The organism is Vreelandella sp. 21 (genome assembly GCF_050995515.1).
Taxonomy (GTDB): domain Bacteria; phylum Pseudomonadota; class Gammaproteobacteria; order Pseudomonadales; family Halomonadaceae; genus Vreelandella; species Vreelandella alkaliphila.
The window spans coordinates 3,258,580-3,276,759 of the sequence record NZ_CP194673.1; the positions used below are offsets into that span (position 1 = coordinate 3,258,580).

The following is an 18,180-nucleotide window of genomic DNA, read 5'->3' on the forward strand; positions in this document are numbered from 1 at the left end:
TCAGCGAATAATTTAACTATTAATGCGGCGATTGACGACACTTGGAGCACGGCGTAGGCGTTCTTCCTCGCCTAACTGCTCAGCTTCAAATGCATCAGCACCAACCGGCGTTTCCCCGTGGCGACGATATAGCTGCGTTAGCATCGCCTTACGGTCAGCACGCAGCTCACGAACCAGCACTACAATCATCATATACAAAATAAAGGTAAACGGTAATGCCGAAAGCACCGCCGCTGACTGCAGGCCAGAAAGTCCACCCGCCACAATCAGTGTTAAACAAATGGCGGCGATCAATACTCCCCAAATAATACGCTTATAAAGTGGCGGATTGATGGAGCCATTGTCGGTCATTTGCGCCACGATGTAGGAAGCAGAATCTGCCGACGTCACCAGGAAAATGAAGATGAGCAACATAGCAACTACCGATAATGCACCGGTAAAGGGCATCAGCTCGAACATCTCAAACAACGCTACGGTAATATTGGCTTCAGTGGCGGCAGCCAATCCAGCATCACTGCTCGACATTTCCAAATTAAGCGCGGCACCGCCAAAAACACCTATCCATAAACAGGCTAATAGGGGTGGCACAAACAACACACCAAAGACATACTCTTTGATCGTGCGGCCGCGGGAAACACGCGCCACAAAGGTACCCACAAACGGCGACCAGGCAATGACCCATGCCCAATAAAAAATGGTCCAGCTACTCGCCCATTCATTATCGCTATAGGGCGAAATACGTAGGCTCATACCGATAAAGTTTTGCAGGTAATCGCCAAGACCCAGGGTAATAGTCTCTAAAATAGCAATAGTAGGGCCGGTGATTAATACGTAGAGCATCAAGCCAATACATAAAATCATGTTTAGGTTTGATAACCGCTTAATGCCTTTATCCAAGCCTGACCATGTCGATGCCATGTAAGCACAAAACATGACAAACAGAATGACAAACTGCCAAAAGCCATTTTCCGGCAAACCAAACACCGCATTAAGCCCACCGTTCATTTGCAGCACACCTAAGCCAAGCGAGGTGGCAACCCCCATAACGGTGGCGACCACAGCAAAAACATCTAGCCATGATGCGTAAGGACGGACCCGGGGATGCTTAGCCGTCACTGAAGAGAGTACTGAAGACACCAGCCCTGCTTGCCCTTTCCGAAATTGAAAGTAGGCAATAATTAAGCCCACAACAGAAAATGCTGCCCACTGGTGGATGCCCCAGTTAAAGTAACTGTATTGGATTGCATAGCGCGCAGCAGCGTCAGTTTCAGCAGGCACGTCACCATAGGGAGGGTTGATATAGTGCGTCATTGGTTCAGCCATACCGTAGAACACCAGCCCAACGCCGAACCCAGCCGCCAGCAGCATGCTAATCCACGAGAAAAAACTGTAGCTGGGCGTACTGTCCTGAGGGCCAAGGCGCACTTTTCCATACTTACTCAATGCTAAGCCAACCAGAAAAACTACAAAGCCAAACACTGAAAATAAGTAGAACCAGCCAAACAGTTCCGTAATTGATGTGAGCGCTGCTTGGGCTGCATTACCAAAGCCTTCTGGGAATGCAGCGCCAATAACAACCAAGCCGAATATAATCACCGCAGAGGCGACAAATACCGACTTACCGCCATGATTTGCCATATAACCATCCTGTTAAATGAGCATTGTGTGTAACAGCGTAAAATGTACCGATAAATGCAGTTTTTTTGAAATCCAGATCTTGTACTGAACATTAAACGGCATGACTTTTAACCTAACATATTCGTACAAAACTGCTTCACGGCCAGAATGAAGAAATGTTAACTCTGAGCAGGAACTTGATACCCAGCCTGTGTTCCAATGGAACGCATATGAACGATGGAGGCTTTCATGCCGCAAATGAATCGTGATCAACGCAATGCCGCGTGGCAAGCTGCTAACCAGTGGCGTGCTCGGGCAGCTCAGACCCAGCCGACCGGCCTGATGGGCAGTATTAAACTGCTACTGACGTGGTTAGCGTTTGGTGCACTGATGATCGTCGGTGTTGTACTCGGACTTTTTTTCCTGCTCATTGGCTGGGCAATGATGCCCTTTGTCCGCCATAAAATGAAAAAACGCATGGAGCAGATGCGCGCTGACAACGCTCAGGATGTTGGTGGCGGTTATGCTTACAGGGATACCTCTACGAGCCAGCACGACGCAATAGAAGGTAGTTACGAAGTTAAAGACGACCACCACCGGTCTTAATCAGTTGCTGACTACCGCCGCTGTTAAAGCGGCGCTTGAATCCAGGCGAACGCTGCTGCTAACGTCAGTGGCATAACGACTAAGCTCCCTAAATTGCCGATGAGCACCAACGAAGCGACTTTCTGAGGTGCCAGTTTATACTGCTCGGCCACTAAGTAGTTCAATACCGCAGGCGGCAGTGCAGCAAATACCAGTAGCACGGCTGTCTGTAGCGGATTCAATGGTAGTAACCACATGAGCGGTAGTGCGATCACTAAGCCAGAAAGTGGGCAGAGGAGCGCTCCCAACAAGCCTGCTCGCCAGTCATTAAAATCAATTTCCAGCAATCGAACACCTAATGCAAAGAGCATCAGTGGAATACAGATTCCCCCTAACATGTGCATTGCTTCTAACAGCCAGCTCGGCAACGGTACATTTCCAACGTTGATGACTAGCCCTGCTAGGCTCGCAGCTACGATGGGCATTCGTAACAGTCGCCAAAGTGACGTGCGCGGGTCCAACATATAAAGACCTACTGAGAAATGCAGCAGCATTTCAACAATAAACACGACCACTGCAGCCGGCAGGGCCTCTGGTCCAAAGGCGAGCACCAGTAGCGGTACCCCCATATTGCCAGAGTTATTGAACATCATCGGCGGCAAGAACACTTTTGTGTCCAGCGATAGCCATTTAGCAACCGGCCAAAGCACAAGACCAGACCCTAGCACGACGGCCACCGCCGCAGTGGCAAGCCACGCATAGTCCGCCAAAGGCGCTTGGCGATCAGCCAACACGGCAAATACCAGTAGTGGAACAAATAGCTCCATATTGAGCGTGTTAAGGCTGCGAATATCTGGGTTTCGATAACGCCCGTAAACCGCACCACAGCCAGCAATTAAGAACACGGGTAACAGCGTTGCGAGAATATGACCGATCATACGCCCTCCGCCAAGCGGCGGGCGCAGAGACAAACTGTTGCATGCATAGGGAGCTTTTCCTTATTGTTATCAGGCTATCTTCCCTATCGATGCTACTTAAAAACACTCATCTCGCCAATCAAGGTTCAAGAAAACGCTGCCAAAGTGCAATAACCACATCGCGATGGGCTTTGAATGCCTGTGCATCAACGACAGTTTTTTCCCCGGTTAACGCCGCACGATGGGTACGGCTACGATAAGCGAGATACGCTTCCCGCAGTTGCTCCGCTTCTGATTCGGTAATATGACCACTCTTGGCGAGGGTTTCTAAAATGCGGATATTATCGCTATACGTGATTAATGCAGGCGTGTCATGAGCTAGTGATAACACCGCGTATTGGCAAAGAAACTCAATATCGACCATGCCACCCACATCGTGCTTTAGACTAAACACCTCTCCGTCCGCACTACCTGGCTGCCCTTTAGAGGCCGTCCCTTTTGAACCCTGCCCTTTAGAACCAAGGTGATCACGCATTTTATGACGCATGCTGACAACGTCGTCTCTTAAGGCTTGCGGGTCACGCTCGCGACACAGCATCTCACCACGGATCGCATCAAATTTACTCGCCAGCGCGTTACTACCGGCGACAACGCGCGCGCGTACCAGCGCTTGGTGCTCCCAGGTCCAGGCGTTTTGGCGTTGATAATCCGCAAAAGCATCTAAAGAGGTCACCAACAGGCCTGCATTGCCCGAAGGCCGGAGGCGCATATCAACCTCGTAAAGGCTGCCGGCAGGCGTTACTGCGGTTAAGAGGTGGATAATGCGCTGGCCTAGACGGGTAAAAAAGACCGCTGTATCGATGGGCCGAGCACCATCGGTAGTGCCTTTTCCGTCGCTATCATGAAGGAACACCAAGTCCAAATCAGAGCCATAACCAAGTTCAATGCCCCCCAGCTTGCCGTACCCCACAATCAAAAACGCTGGCTCTCGTGTATTGAGGCCTTCTGGAACACCATGTTTCCGCGTGACATGTTTCCAGGCCATCGCTAGCACGGCATCTAGAATGACTTCAGCGATATACGTTAAGTAGTCGCTCACCTTCATCAAGTGGCGTGTTCCAGCGATATCCGATGCAGCAACGTGAAGCATCTGCGCATGCTTAAACACGCGAAGCGCTTCCAACTGCGCCTCATCATCATCTTCTGGCAAGCGGCTCAATGTTTGGCGTAGCTCGTCTGCCAAGCGTGACTTGTCAGCGGGGGTGTAAAGCGTATCCGGCGTTAGTAGCTCATCCAGCAGTATCGGGTAACGCGCAAGTTGCTCTGCAATCCAGTGACTGGACGAGCACAGCTTCATTAGGTGCTCAAGCGCCTGTGGATTTTCACGCAGCAGCGCAAGGTAAGCGGTTCGCCTAAGCACCGACTCGATCAGCGGCTGGACACCACTAAGCGCGTTATCCGGCAATTCACTTTCGGCAACGGCAACCAGTAGTAGCGGCATCAGCGCATCCAGCCGTTCAAAGCCGATACGCTGCATGCTTTGCACTTGGCGAGAATGGTAAAGGCTCTGCAGACGTTTAAGCGCTTTCTCTGGTTCTATAAAACCAGCATCAGTTAGCAGTGCTGCCGCCTCTTCCTGCTCTAGCTCGCCGCGCCATAATAACCGCCACTGAGACAGACCAAGGTTATCGTCGCTACTCTCTGCATCGCTATCCTCTTCGGGGTCAGCGATCACCGCATCAAAGTGCTGACGAACGCGTTCGCGCACTTCCTCCAGCCGCGCGATAAGCCCAGGCCAATCTTCATGTCCCAAGGCAAAAGCTACCCGTTCCCGATCTTCATCATCAACGGGTAGCGTTTGGGTTTGACGGTCTTCTAGCGCCTGAATAGCGTGTTCCATGTCACGAAGATACGCATAGTCGGGTAGCAGCTCATCGACAACCGCTTGAGGCAACAGCCCCAGTTCAGGCAATCGATGAAGGGCGGTCTTGAGTGAGGTCACTTGAAGCTCGGTATCACGTCCACCGCGAATCAGCTGAAATGCCTGGACAACGAACTCAACCTCCCGGATTCCACCAGGCCCTAACTTGATATTGCTTTGCATGCCCTTGCGCTTCACCTCGCGATTGATCATCGCCTTTAGCTCACGCAGCGACTCAATCGCACCAAAATCCAGGTAGCGGCGGTAAACAAACGGCCTGAGACTTGCGAGCAATTCATGCCCACCATCGATATCTCCTGCGACGGGACGCGCTTTGAGCATGGCATAACGCTCCCACTCACGACCCTGATCCTGATAGTAACTGGAGAGCATCGAGAAACTGCCCACCAGTGGGCCACCATCACCCAGTGGGCGCAGCCGCATATCAACGCGAAATACGAAACCGTCGGCCGTCATGGCATCTAAAGCGGCGATCAGTTTCTGACCTAGTTTGGTGAAGTACTCTTGGTGCTCAAGGGGCTTACGCCCGCCTTCGGTTTCACCTTTTTCAGGGAAGGCGAAGATCAGGTCAATATCTGAGGAAAGATTCAGCTCACCCGCGCCGAGCTTACCCATACCCAGCACCACCAACCGCTGGGACGAGCCATCTCTGCGGGCCGCAGGTAATCCCCAGCGTGGAGCGTAAAAACGCTCAAGCCAGCTGAGCGCGGCTTCAATACAGACTTCCGCCAGCCACGAGACTGCCTGAGCAGTGTCCCACATGGTGTAGCCATCAGGACGATTAAGATCGCGCCACACAATCCCGAGCATGCGGGCACGGCGGAAACGGCGAATAGCGCGATGCATTGCCTCTTCATCATCGGCATTTTCCAGCGCATCATCTAACCAACTCGCTTGCGACTCCTTACTTGCTATCGCATCCAGCTCGCCAGCTACATCTAAATCAATCAGCCAGTGCGGAAAGCGTGCCAAGGTATCTAGAGCGAAGCTTGAGACGGTTACGACGTTGGCTAACGCTTCACGACGCGCATCAGAAAGTGCCTCCCAACTACTGGAAGGCAACGACTGCTGGGTCATTGAGGCAATATTATCAGCTTGGCTAAGCGCTTCACTTAATCGCTGCCAGGCGCGCTGAGCGGCGGGCTTAAGCGCTGTTGGCAGCCCAACTTGGGGGAAAAACGCGTCGTCTAACTGCATAACCACCTCTCTGCCAAGCGTCTATTATGTTTGTTGATAAAGCGGGTCGCTGCATGAGCTGAATAAAAGCAATTTAGCCCACCAATTTTTGCCAGCCTAACAGCCCCCAGGTTAAGCCTGCCATGATCAATGACAGCATAACCGCCGCCGAGCCAATATCTTTAGCACGCCCTGAGAGCTCGTGATGCTCGGTGCCAATACGATCAACAACGTTCTCTATAGCGCTATTAAGCAGTTCCACAATCAGCACAAGGCACAGGCTGCCAACCAGCAGCAACCAGCTAATGGGCCCTTCTCCAATCCACCAAGCCAGCGGCAGCAACACCGCTGTAATACCCACTTCTTGGCGAAACGCAGCTTCATTTCTAAAAGCGGCTTTTAGCCCTTTCCATGAATAGCGCGTTGAGTGCATTAAATGGGTTAACCCCGTATGTCCTGGCTTCATGCCTGTTGCCTCAGCGGTAAGATTAAGATTAATTAGCCAATATCATCGCATCTAAATCCAGCGACAGCGGATCTAATACCTCGGGCCAGCTAAGATAAGGCGTACTGCCAGTGCCGTTAACCAGCACACTAAAAACGCCCCAGCGCCCCTGGGCGGTACGGAAATAGCCCGCCGCGGCGCGAACAGCAAACGGCTGATTGAGCGTGCCTGTTTTCAGCATCACGTTATTTTGAAACGTTGGAGAACCACGGCGAATAAAGCGCATGACCCCATTGGCAGGCGACTGGAAAGAGGCGACAAAACTGGGGAACAAGGCGCTCTGGCGGAACATATCCTCCAACATCACATTGACGCCGTGGGCGGAGGTACGGTTATCAGTCGTCAGTCCGCTGCCGCTGTGTAAGGTTAACGGACCATGGCCCGACAAGCTGTTCACATAGGCTTCTATCGCCTCCCCCGCTTGGCGCAATTGCGCTTGGGGTGTTTCCACCAGGTTCAGCGCCAGCACATCAGCCATGTAATTATTGGAGTAATTCATGGTACGCAGCAGCAGCTCCTGCAGCGGCTTGCTGTCAACGGCTGCCAAACGCTGTGCACTACTGGGCGGACGCGTGGAGCTAACCCGCCAGGGATCTCGCACGCTGACACCCGCCTGATTTAGCATGCTTAACAATACTTGAGCCGTTTTCTCTGCCGCATCACCAGCGCCACGGTAAACATCACGAGCCGCGGCATTGGTTGAAATTTGCCCGGTAAGACGCAGAACATCACCGCGCTCATCGGTAATCCGTTCTGCACTGATGTCAGTGCCACTATTAGCTGGGCGCGTGATAACTTGGTTATCAATAGCAATTAACGGCGCCTGGCTATCGCATAACCCCACACGGGCAGGCTCTCCCGCTGCCGCAGCAGGGGCTATATTGGCGCACCAGCTACCAAAATTGACACCTGCCGAGGTGAGCGGCGCACTGTAAGCATTGGTGACTCGGGTACGCGCATTACAGCGGTCCGTGGTAATACACTCAACAGGGCCAAAGCGCCACTGACTGACCACCAGCGCGCCATCCACTTCGCGCACACCAGCCAGCTGCAGACGTTGCACTAACCGCCAAAGGTCTTCAGTTGTAAGGCCTGGATCGCCCCCACCTTCAAATACCAAGTCGCCACGCAATACACCATTTTCCACACTACCTGTGCTGACAAGCTGGCTAGTAAAGCGATGCTGGGGCCCAAAACGATTGAGTGCCGCAGCAGACATATAGGCTTTGGTGACAGACGCTGGCGATAGCTGACGCTCAGGATTCAGACTACCCAGCAATGTATTACTGCCGGTATCCGCATCCAGTAAGCGTGCTTCAGCACTAATTGAGAAGCCTTTGCTTTCTAACTGACCAAGCTGGCTGAAGTCGGCATACAGTGCAGGGCTTGCGCATATGGCGGCACCTACCACACTGGTCACCAACGCCCGATGCCAGCGGCGTAGGGATGATTTAACCGAATGATTAAACGCTGAGAATGCCACCGCAGAATAGCCAACTTCTGAACACTTAATATCTGAAGACCCAATATTTGAAGACCTAGTATCTGAGCACGTCACGCTTACGTTCCTCAATGCACGTTCATTTTTGAAAAGACTTGAAGTATGACTACCCCAGCCACGATCAAACTAATGCCGATAACGGCAGGTAAATCAGGTTTCTCACCGAAAACTACAATGCCCACCAGCGTGACCAACACGATTCCCAGACCTGCCCAGATGGCATAAGCAATACCGACCGGCAATGTCCGCAACACCAAGCTCAATAGATAAAATGCCACACCGTAGCCCACAACGACCATGATGCTTGGAAACGGTCGTGTGAATCCCATTGACGACTTGAGGGCGCTAGTGGCGATAACCTCGGCAACAATCGCTAGCACTAAATATACAAACGTCATGCCCGCTCCAATTTAATCTGCAACTGCCAAAGCGTTTGGCCGCTTTGATCATATTTTGCTTCAAAAGGTGTTAGATAGCTGCCGTTAGGTACCAACGCGGCAATCGTTGCCTGCTTTCCCGTTACCAGGGCGGTTGCCAAAGCAAACTCTTCAACATACAACTGCCAATTGGAGCGCACTTCTAAATGCCCGCCAAGGGCTAGCAGTGTGGGGAAAACAGGATGCCCATGCCAGCGCATTTTTAAATGCGCAGCTTTTGGATAAGGATTGGGGTAAAGCAGAAAATGCCGCTCGGGCGCCCATTTTTCCTGTTCAGCTAGTCGCCAGAAATCAACAAGGTCAGCCCGCACCAACAGTGCATTAGCAGGCAATTCTCCATGGTCTCGACTTAGCCGATCTTCGCTTCGATCGACGCCGATCACCGCATGCGCTGGAAACTGTTCTGCCAAACGGCGTGTCGAAAGCCCCACACCACAGCCAGCATCTAGGATTAACGGCGCTTGCTGCTTTTGAAGCCACGTATGCGCGTCTTCAAAAGCCTTTTGCGTATGCGCAGCGATTGGCTTTCGCAGTGGGTTTTCCAAGGCACGTGCTACCCGGCGCGCTACATCGTGATGCGGGCCGGGCTGATTGGAAACCACGGGTCGTGAAGTATGCTGCATGCCATTCCCTGCTTAAAAAAAACGTGATTCTATCAGTCTACCGCGCACGCGGCATGACGCCGTTGCACGCCCGGTGCTATGATCACGTTCGAGAGTATTATTAAGCGCAGATGAGCAGCACTTTTTTGCTATGCCTCTGACAATAGCTATTACTAAAAACCACCGCACCACGAGGAACCCGGCTTGTCACACTTACCGGTGATTGTCGGCATGGGCGGCATCAATCCCGCCGGCAGAACCTCGGGCCACCAGGCCTTCCGCCGCACCGTGCTTGATGCTCTTCCAGCTGACCAGCAGCGCCAAACACTGGAAGGCTTGGCAGCGCTTATGCGCCTTGCCGAGCATTCCGCTAACGGCTGGCAGGATAGCGCCGGCCAGCCCATTGACTCCCCTGCTCAAACCTTGCGCGATCATGTGCTTAACCACACATTGATTCGGCGCAACGAAGATCCACGCTTTCTCGCCCCGGGCTTGCCAGCCAACCGACGGGCAGAAATGACGCTGTCTGAACCGGTGCGGTTTACATTGCGCCGCCGTCAGCTGCCCGAACAGCTGCCGGAAGGATGGCAGGTGGAGGACATCGACGCGAAGGTAGTCGCCGTCACCGTGCCCGCGGGAAACTTTAGTGCTCTGCTGCCTGACGCTTTAGAGCCCAAGGTGCGTGCAGCAGCCCAACTGCCGAGTGGCTTCGACCCCGCTAGCCTTTACCGTAGCGTGCATCATCCGCGCGGGCTGTCGATGGCAGTCTTTAGTGCTAGTGACTGCTTAGGTGCTAGCGGGCTCGCTTGGGAAACAATTCGCCAGCGGCTTGACCCTGACCATATTGCTGTATATGCGGGCAACTCTATTGGCCAATTAGATGACCAAGGTTGGGGTGGCTTACTAAAGAGCTTGGTGAGTGGCCAACGTGCCACCTCTAAGCAGATGCCGCTGGGTTACGGGCAAATGCCCGCCGACTTCCTCAATGCCTACGTATTAGGCAGCGTGGGAAGTACGGGTGCTGCCTTAGGTGCCTGCGCAAGCTTTTTATATAACCTGCGCCTAGGTATTGATGATATTCGCACAGGGCGTTGCCGGGTCGTTATGGTAGGCACCGCAGATGCGCCGATTACCCCCGAAATCATCGAAGGCTTCCGCGCGATGGGCGCACTGGCCGATGATGCCAGCCTGAAAGCACTGGATTCTTTAGCGCTACTTACCGACGCTGACTACCAGCGCGCCTGTCGCCCGTTCGCACGCAACTGTGGCTTCACCATGGCGGAAGCGAGCCAGTTCGTGCTGTTAATGGACGACGCGTTAGCGCTTGAGTTAGGGGCGGATATTCTAGCTTCAGTGCCTGATGTATTCGTTAACGCTGATGGCTTTAAGCGCTCTATTTCCGCACCCGGCATTGGTAACTACATCACCCTAGGCAAGGCAGCCGCTTTGGTAAAAGATATGCTAGGTGAGAAAGCGCTAAAAGAGCGTACCTTCCTGCATGCCCATGGCACCAGCACTCCCAAAAATCGCACGACTGAATCCCATGTTTTTGATGAAATTGCCCGTGCAAATGGCATCGAGAACTGGCCAGTGGTCGCTATTAAAGCGTTTATCGGCCACTCCCAAGGGTCTGCGGCAGGCGATCAGTTGGTAAGCGCTCTGGGCAGCTTTGCCCACGGGTTACTGCCAGGTATTCCCACCTTAGACGCGGTCGCGGACGATGTGTACGCTAAGCGGCTACGTTTTTCCACTACCCCAGTGGCGTTTAGCGCCGATGCTGCCTTTATTAATGCAAAAGGGTTCGGCGGTAATAACGCTACTGGCGTCGTGCTCTCCCCTCAGGTCACCGAACGATTGCTCACTCAACGCCACGGCAGCGCTGCCATCAGCGCTTGGAAAACGCGTCGGGAAGCTGTGCGCGAGAATGCCGCCGCATATTTAGCAGACGCTGATCATGGGCACTATGCGCCTCGTTATCAGTTTGGTGAAGCCGTTCTAGAAGGCCCTGAGCTTGAGATCCACGCCGACCGCATTCATATCCCGGGCTATGATCACGCCGTTTCGCTAACGGCGGACAACCCTTTTGGTCAGCTTGACGAGCAGGAGACACCCGAATGAGCGATCAACGTGTAAATGTTGCCGTCTATCCCGGGACCTTTGACCCTATCACCAACGGCCACTTTGATCTTATCGAACGCGGCGCACGGATGTTCGATAAGGTGGTCATTGCCGTCGCGGCGAGCCCGGGCAAGCAGCCTAGCCTTGAGCTAGACACCCGTATTGCGCTGGCCAAAACGGTGTGTGCTTCACTACCGAACGTAGAGGTCATCGGCTTTTCAACACTTCTGACCACAATGATGTATGAACAGGGTGCCACTATTATTCTACGTGGCCTGCGGGCTGTCTCGGATTTCGAGTACGAGCTACAGCTGGCCAATATGAATCGGGCGCAAAACCCTGAGCTTGAGAGCGTCTTTCTCACCCCAGCGGTGGAAAACTCCTATATTTCGTCGACCATCGTGCGAGAAATCGCCAAACTGGGCGGTGATATTTCACCGCTCGTTCACCCGCAGGTCGCAGAGGCACTGCGTAAGCACTACACTATCTAGCGATCGATATTGTTGAGTAAAACGCTCAGGTATATAACTGCCTGGGCGAAAAGCCATTCGTGAGGTACGCCCATGGCCCTGATGATCACCGACGAATGCATTAACTGCGACGTCTGCGAACCTGAATGCCCCAATGACGCCATCTCTCCTGGCGAAGAGATTTACGTTATTGACCCCAACTTATGCACGGAATGTGTCGGTCACTTTGATGAGCCACAGTGCCAGCAAGTGTGTCCAGTGGACTGCATTCCTCTCGACCCAGAGCGTCCCGAAACCCACGAGAAACTCATGGAGAAGTACCGCATCATTACTGCTGCTTAGGCCCACTGAAACGTGCGTATTTGGACTCTTGCCTGGCCAATCATTCTTTCGAATATAACAGTTCCCTTACTAGGGCTGGTCGATACCGCTGTGGTCGGGCACCTGCCCGATTCTCGCTATCTGGCTGCCGTGACCCTCGGGGCGACGCTGTTTAGCTTCCTCTATTGGGGGTTTGGCTTTCTACGCATGGGCACCACGGGGTTGGTTGCCCAGGCAATCGGGCGCGAAGCACATAGCGATGTGCGCAATTTGCTGGGGCAGTCGCTCATTATGGCGGCCGTTATCGGCGCGCTACTGATTATCTTTGGCTCGCCGCTGATTTCGCTCGGCTTATGGCTGTTAGACGGCAGTGAAGCGGCGACACCACTGGCACGCGAGTATGCCGAAATACGCCTCTGGTCAGCCCCGGCAGTGCTGGCGAACTACGCCGTCCTCGGCTGGTTTTTGGGCCAACAAAACGCCCGCGTTACGCTGATGATTTTAGTGCTGACCAACAGCGTCAATATCGTGCTCGATCTTTGGTTTGTCGTAGGGCTAGGAATGACCAGCGGCGGCGTCGCCCTGGCCAGCGTGATTGCCGATTACAGTGCGCTAACCTTTGGCGGCTATTTGGTACTACGTCAGCTTGGCCACTTGGAAGGCTGCTTTCAACGGCAGCGACTTTTGGTAGTGTCAGCCTACTCAGCCCTGTTTAATGTTAACGCCAACCTGTTTGTGCGCACCTTAGGGTTGCTGTTTGCCATGGCCTTTTTTACCGCTCAAGGGGCACGCCAGGGCGATACGGTGTTAGCCGCCAATGCCGTGCTATTGCAATTTATTATGCTCACTAGCTACGCACTTGATGGCTTCGCCCACGCAGCGGAATCGCTGGTAGGCCGCGCGTTTGGGCGGCGTGACTGGCGGGAGTTTGCAGCGACGGTTCGGGCAACAGCACAATTCTCGTTCTGGACAGCCACTGTAGCCACCTTTGCCTTCGCATTGGGTGGAAACTATTTAGTTGCCATGCTGACAGGGCTGGCAGAGGTTCGTGCCACCGCCGCTAGTTACCTGCCCTGGATGGTCGTGATGCCATTGATAGCCGTATGGAGCTATTTATTAGATGGCGTTTTTATCGGCACCACCGCTGTGCGCGAAATGCGCAACAGCATTTTTATCGGTTTAGCGATTTACCTACCAACTTGGTGGCTATCCCAAGGGCTTGGTAACCATGGCCTGTGGTTAGCCTTTACGCTCTTTATGTTCACACGCTCGGCGGTACTGATCGCCTACTACTACCGCTACCGTCAACGCCACTGGTGCCCTCAGGGCTAAAGCCCATAGTGCTGAAATCCACACCGCTAAACTCATCGTGCCCTCCCACCGTTGAAGCCCACCACGCTTAGCTGTTGCCAACTGGTCTATCGTAATAATGATTCTCTGAGCCAGTCGTTGAGCAAGCACTTGAGAAAGCACCTAACAATGGATGAAAAATACGGTGTACCGCCGTATATTAGCCACGCATATCTTAATAACGAATAAAGAGAGCACTCATGTTAAAACTCATATCAAAACCGGCAGTTAAGCTGGTCGAGCGCTATTTGCCAGACCCCTATATCTTTGTTCTGCTGCTCACGTTAATTGCTTCCGTGGCTGCCATCGCCGTTGAGCGCCAAACACCGCTTGCCGTGCTGCGCATGTGGGGAGATGGTTTTTGGGGGCTACTCACCTTCTCAATGCAAATGCTGCTGGTACTCGTCACGGGTTTCATGCTGGCAAGCTCACCACCGGTCAAACGAATTCTGCAGAAAATTGCTAGCACTGCGAAAAGCCCTGGTGGCGCGATCATTTTAGTCACGCTCGTTTCGCTCGCGGCTAGTTGGATTAACTGGGGGTTTGGCTTGGTTGTTGGGGCGCTTTTTGCCAAAGAGCTCGCTCGTTTGGTACGAGTGGACTATCGGCTTCTGGTTGCCAGCGCTTACTCTGGGTTCGTGGTATGGCATGGCGGTCTTGCTGGTTCAATTCCGTTGACTATTGCTACTGAAGGCCACTTCTCCGCTGATCAAATCGGCGTTATCGGTACCGGCTCAACCATTTTTGCCTTCTTTAACCTTGCGATTGTTATTTGTCTGTTTATCGCCGTACCGCTGGTTAACCGCTTCATGCTGCCGGACGAAAAAGACAGCGTTTATGTGGATCCCAAGCTGCTAAACGATGAACCCGAACAGCAAGGCCGTATTACCCGCCCAGCCGAAAAGCTCGAAAACAGTATGCCTCTCGCCCTGCTAGTGGGCGTTCCGGGGCTGTTGTTCCTGCTCGACCATTTTCTGCTCCGTAGTGGTGGCTTGAACCTGAACGTCGTTAATTTCCTGTTCCTATTCTTAGCTATTGTGCTGCATCGTACACCGCGCAACCTGCTCAACAGTTTGAACGAAGCCATAAAAGGCGGCGCTGGCATCGTCATTCAGTTCCCCTTCTACGCGGGTATTATGGCCATAATGGTGCAGTCGGGATTGGCTCAGAGCATGTCTGAGTGGTTAGTCTCTTTCGCCACCGCTACGTCGCTGCCATTCTGGTCCTTCCTAAGTGCCGGCATAGTGAACCTGTTCGTGCCTTCCGGCGGTGGCCAATGGGCTGTTCAAGCCCCAGTCATGCTACCTGCCGCAGAAGCGCTGGGTGCTGATATTCCACGTATTGCCATGGCAGTGGCCTGGGGCGATGCCTGGACCAACCTGCTGCAACCTTTCTGGGCTCTACCGGTACTGGCGATTGCGGGTTTGAAGGCCAAGGACATCATGGGCTTCTGCCTAGTTCAGCTATTGATTACCGGCATTATCATCTCTGTTGGCTTAGTCTGGTTCTAAGCTCTATACCTTTAAAGGCTCCTTTCACTATCATGCCCGCCCACTCATGGGCGGGCATTTTCAACTTATAAGGTTCTACCATGTCTGCAACATCGAACTCAGAAAATAGCGCCCTACCCGGCCAGCATGAACTCTCTATGACGGTTCTTATGACTCCCGATATGGCGAACTTCAGCGGGAAAGTACATGGTGGTGCTATTCTTAAAAAGCTCGATGAAGTGGCCTACGCTTGTGCCAGCCGCTACTCTGGTCATTATGTCGTCACGCTTTCCGTCGATCAGGTGCTGTTTAAACAGCCGATCCACGTCGGCGAGCTGGTAACCTTTCTTGCCAGCGTCAATCATGTGGGGCGCTCTTCTATGGAGATCGGGGTTAAGGTAGTAGCCGAAGATATACGTGAGAAGCTGATTCGTCACACCAATAGCTGTTATCTCACCATGGTGGCAGTAGATTCAGACGGCAAGCCGGCGTTAGTGCCACCGCTAGCGTTGGAAACGTCGCTACAGAAACTGAGATTCGAAAAAGCCGCGCTACGCAAAAAACTGCGTAAGCAGGCAGAGCAGGAAGAGTTGCTAACTCATAAAAACCACCATCAGCAGCACTCTTAACGCTAACCCACACCCCAGAGCAAGGAGCCCTCATGCCCGCCAGGGAGCGCTACCCACACCTACCTAAAACCGTTGAGTATGCGCATATCGGCTGGGATTTTTTTATTCTCGCCGCGGTTATCATCAACCTTAGCCTGTTACTGTTTGACTCGTTATTTCTGATTGAGCCGATTAACGACACCATTGCCAGCCTCACACCCGGCTTTCACGCTTTTTACGACACAGTGATCCACAGCCGTTTTATTACCATCGACTTATTTTTCGTGGGTATTTTTATAGCGGATGTGCTGCTGGGCTGGACGGTAGCAATTGCCGAGCGGCGCTATCACCGCTGGTTTTTCTACCCGTTTGTTAACTGGTACGACGTATTGGGCTGCATTCCCCTCAGCGGATTCCGCTTATTGCGCGTGCTGCGCGTGGTATCGCTATTAAACCGACTGCATCGGCTGCGCTTGATTGATGTGACAAGCTGGTCCAGCTACCGCTTTTTTGCCAAGTATTACGACATCCTACTAGAAGAGCTTTCCGACCGCATTGCACTGCGCTTACTAGGTAATGTACAAGAGCAAATTGTCGCTAGCGATTCACTAACAGAGCGGGTTATTGATCGCGTTATCCTACCTCGCAAGGCTCAGCTAATTCATGAAATTGCTCAGCGGTTAGAAACAACGGTGGGACAGGCCTATCAACAAAACCGCATCGCTATCATGGCGGCGATTGATGACTTAGTTAACCGAACACTGCGGGAAAGCCCAGAAATTCAAAAACTACACCGCCTTCCCATGGGGCACACGGCTTCAAACGCTATGCAGGCGTCACTTAGCGGAGTTGCCCAGCGGCTGGTGGATGAACTCGCTCAGGGCATTCACTCAACAGAGTTTCGTCAACTGGTTGAGCGTACAGCTGAAACAGGCTTCAACAGCTGGCTGACCGTGGATGAAACAAGCGCGCATGTCACCGAACAAGTGCTTTACGACATTCTCGAAATGCTCAAAGAGCAGGTACGCCATCAAGGATGGAAGGACCGTTATGAGTAGTTTGGTTACCAATAGCAGGGCTATTAATAGCCAGCCCTGCTATACGGTAACGGTCGCCAGCGGTGGCTGAGCCAGGCACTGCTTAATAACGTTCAGTGCCTGGGTTAATGTCTGCCTGTCAGCAGCAGCGGCAATACAAATCCTAATGGCCTGGGGCGCAGGCGTACTTCCCACGCAAAAAGGCTCCGCATTTGAAACTTTAACGCCTTCCAGCTGCAAGCGTTCACACAGTTCGATGGCACGACTCCCTTCCGGCAGCGTAAGCCAGACATTGCTGCCGTTGTGACTTCGACCCAGCGTGTAATCGGAAAGCACCTCTGTCACTATTTGCTGTCGCGCGGCCAGCTCCTCGGTTTGCCATGCAAGCAGCGAAGCTGCCTCGGGCTGAGCGATCCAATAACAGGCAATATCAACCATCAGCGGCGGCACCATCCAACTCTGCGCTCTTAACCCAGCAGCTAGGCGTTCAAGCAGCTTATCAGGCGTCCGCAAGACTCCGATACGCAGCCCACCCGCTAATACCTTTGCGGTACTGAAGACAAACAGCGTTCGCTCTGGTGCTAACTGATACAGCGGTGTGCCGCGCTGCTCAGCAGGCAAATACTGCACACCATCTTCCAGTAGCCAACTGTCATAGCGTCTGGCGAGCGCCACCAATTGCTCTCGCCGCGCCTCGCTGAGACAAGCCCCAGTAGGGTTATTCTGATCGGGTGTCACATAGATTAACCTGGGTGGCTGGCTGGCGGGCGCACTGGGCCTCCAGCGCCTCCATACACATCCCCGATTCATCAAAGGCAATGCCGACCATTTTTAGATGTGCTTGCTGGGCAGCGCTAATTGCACCTGGATAGGTCAAGGCATCGGTCGCCATCAGTTCACCAGGGCGCAGCAACGTACTAAGCACCAGACTAATGCCATGCTGTCCTCCCTGAGTAATCAGTAGCTCATCCGCATCCAGCGACATACCTAACTGCGCTAGCCACCCTGCCAACCTCTCGCGGTGACCTTCGGCTCCCCTCGCATCAAGATAGGAGACTCCTCGTGTTACTGCAGAAGGCGATTCGCTCATAGCCTTTAATGCAGCACTGAACGCCTGCAAACGAAGCGAATGAGGTGGCGGCAAGCTTAAGCTTAAATCAATGACATCGCTGTCATCATTCTGCCGCCATGCCATATCAAAAACGGTTCTTGGTTCAGGTTGTTTGACGAAGGTTCCACTGCCTACTCGAGCGGTTACCCAGCCATGGTGCTCTGCCTCAGCATACCCCCGAGTAACGGTGCCTACGGTTACCCCCAACGCATCCGCTAAGCGCCGCTGAGGTGGTAAACGTTCGCCTGGGGCAAGTTCGCCGGCCGAGATGGCTGCGCCAATAGACTGAGCAATCGCGCGATAGCGTGGCCCAGAAAAACACTCAAGTGAAGGCACCCAAATTGTCATGGTGACAATAAAACCTTTGACGTAGATTTACCCGCCATTATGCTT

The 18,180-nt window shown here is 53.1% G+C and carries 17 protein-coding genes; 8 read left to right on the top strand and 9 right to left on the bottom strand.

All coding sequences use genetic code 11. The features are described from left to right. Window positions 1–12: 12 nt before the first annotated feature. Window positions 13–1,638 (bottom strand): BCCT family transporter, encoded by a 1,626-nt coding sequence (locus tag ACN06F_RS14875; protein ID WP_038478171.1) that lies wholly within the window; start codon window positions 1,636–1,638, stop codon window positions 13–15. Window positions 1,639–1,866: 228 nt separating this feature from the next. On the opposite strand from ACN06F_RS14875, the gene ACN06F_RS14880 reads away from it, so the two are divergent. After that, on the top strand, window positions 1,867–2,223 hold the full coding sequence (locus ACN06F_RS14880; protein WP_038478174.1) for a hypothetical protein: 357 nt from the start codon (window positions 1,867–1,869) through the stop codon (window positions 2,221–2,223). Window positions 2,224–2,246: 23 nt separating this feature from the next. Here ACN06F_RS14880 and ACN06F_RS14885 read toward each other — a convergent pair whose 3' ends face one another. The 6 genes from ACN06F_RS14885 to trmB form a co-directional block, all read right to left on the bottom strand. Continuing rightward, window positions 2,247–3,140: an AEC family transporter gene (locus ACN06F_RS14885; protein WP_120386355.1), complete on the bottom strand. Its 894-nt coding sequence runs from the start codon at window positions 3,138–3,140 to the stop codon at window positions 2,247–2,249. 118 nt (window positions 3,141–3,258) lie between these two features. Beyond that, the gene (glnE, locus tag ACN06F_RS14890; protein WP_038478180.1) at window positions 3,259–6,258 is read right to left on the bottom strand and encodes a bifunctional [glutamate--ammonia ligase]-adenylyl-L-tyrosine phosphorylase/[glutamate--ammonia-ligase] adenylyltransferase; all 3,000 of its coding nucleotides are present in this window, start codon (window positions 6,256–6,258) and stop codon (window positions 3,259–3,261) included. A 73-nt stretch (window positions 6,259–6,331) separates the two neighbouring features. Further along, window positions 6,332–6,703, bottom strand: a complete 372-nt coding sequence (locus ACN06F_RS14895) for a diacylglycerol kinase (RefSeq protein ID WP_038478183.1) — start codon at window positions 6,701–6,703, stop codon at window positions 6,332–6,334. A gap of 28 nt (window positions 6,704–6,731) precedes the next feature. Next, the gene (gene dacB / locus ACN06F_RS14900; protein ID WP_038478186.1) at window positions 6,732–8,153 is read right to left on the bottom strand and encodes a D-alanyl-D-alanine carboxypeptidase/D-alanyl-D-alanine endopeptidase; all 1,422 of its coding nucleotides are present in this window, start codon (window positions 8,151–8,153) and stop codon (window positions 6,732–6,734) included. Window positions 8,154–8,311: 158 nt separating this feature from the next. Continuing rightward, the gene (locus ACN06F_RS14905; protein ID WP_038478189.1) at window positions 8,312–8,641 is read right to left on the bottom strand and encodes a DMT family transporter; all 330 of its coding nucleotides are present in this window, start codon (window positions 8,639–8,641) and stop codon (window positions 8,312–8,314) included. Then, the gene (trmB, locus tag ACN06F_RS14910) at window positions 8,638–9,303 is read right to left on the bottom strand and encodes a tRNA (guanine(46)-N(7))-methyltransferase TrmB (RefSeq protein WP_038478192.1); all 666 of its coding nucleotides are present in this window, start codon (window positions 9,301–9,303) and stop codon (window positions 8,638–8,640) included. The genes ACN06F_RS14905 and trmB overlap by 4 nt, the downstream gene beginning before the upstream one ends. Window positions 9,304–9,513: 210 nt before the next feature. Between trmB and ACN06F_RS14915 the strand changes: the two genes are divergently transcribed. The 7 genes from ACN06F_RS14915 (at window position 9,514) to ACN06F_RS14945 (ending at window position 16,697) form a co-directional block, all read left to right on the top strand. Next, window positions 9,514–11,400, top strand: a complete 1,887-nt coding sequence (locus tag ACN06F_RS14915) for a beta-ketoacyl synthase (protein WP_433925124.1) — start codon at window positions 9,514–9,516, stop codon at window positions 11,398–11,400. Continuing rightward, complete coding sequence (coaD, locus tag ACN06F_RS14920; protein WP_120386351.1) at window positions 11,397–11,891, top strand: pantetheine-phosphate adenylyltransferase; 495 nt, start codon at window positions 11,397–11,399, stop codon at window positions 11,889–11,891. Before ACN06F_RS14915 ends, coaD begins: the two co-directional genes overlap by 4 nt. Before the next feature lie 72 nt (window positions 11,892–11,963). Beyond that, window positions 11,964–12,212 (top strand): YfhL family 4Fe-4S dicluster ferredoxin, encoded by a 249-nt coding sequence (locus tag ACN06F_RS14925; protein WP_038478199.1) that lies wholly within the window; start codon window positions 11,964–11,966, stop codon window positions 12,210–12,212. 12 nt (window positions 12,213–12,224) lie between these two features. Beyond that, window positions 12,225–13,523 (top strand): MATE family efflux transporter, encoded by a 1,299-nt coding sequence (locus ACN06F_RS14930; RefSeq protein ID WP_095604493.1) that lies wholly within the window; start codon window positions 12,225–12,227, stop codon window positions 13,521–13,523. 218 nt (window positions 13,524–13,741) lie between these two features. Continuing rightward, window positions 13,742–15,052, top strand: coding sequence for a short-chain fatty acid transporter (locus tag ACN06F_RS14935; RefSeq protein WP_038478204.1), 1,311 nt, complete (start codon window positions 13,742–13,744; stop codon window positions 15,050–15,052). Window positions 15,053–15,132: 80 nt separating this feature from the next. Then, a complete protein-coding gene (locus tag ACN06F_RS14940) occupies window positions 15,133–15,660 on the top strand; it encodes an acyl-CoA thioesterase (protein WP_038478207.1) in 528 nt (175 codons plus the stop codon). A 32-nt stretch (window positions 15,661–15,692) separates the two neighbouring features. Then, window positions 15,693–16,697 carry an ion transporter gene (locus tag ACN06F_RS14945; protein ID WP_433924178.1) on the top strand — a complete coding sequence of 335 codons (1,005 nt, stop codon included), beginning with the start codon at window positions 15,693–15,695 and terminating at the stop codon, window positions 16,695–16,697. 39 nt (window positions 16,698–16,736) lie between these two features. Here the strand turns inward: ACN06F_RS14945 and ACN06F_RS14950 are convergent, their stop codons facing one another. Beyond that, window positions 16,737–17,414 (bottom strand): aminotransferase class I/II-fold pyridoxal phosphate-dependent enzyme, encoded by a 678-nt coding sequence (locus tag ACN06F_RS14950; protein WP_433924179.1) that lies wholly within the window; start codon window positions 17,412–17,414, stop codon window positions 16,737–16,739. Beyond that, window positions 17,395–18,135: a PLP-dependent aminotransferase family protein gene (locus tag ACN06F_RS14955; protein WP_433924180.1), complete on the bottom strand. Its 741-nt coding sequence runs from the start codon at window positions 18,133–18,135 to the stop codon at window positions 17,395–17,397. Before ACN06F_RS14955 ends, ACN06F_RS14950 begins: the two co-directional genes overlap by 20 nt. Between the last annotated feature and the right edge of the window lie 45 nt (window positions 18,136–18,180).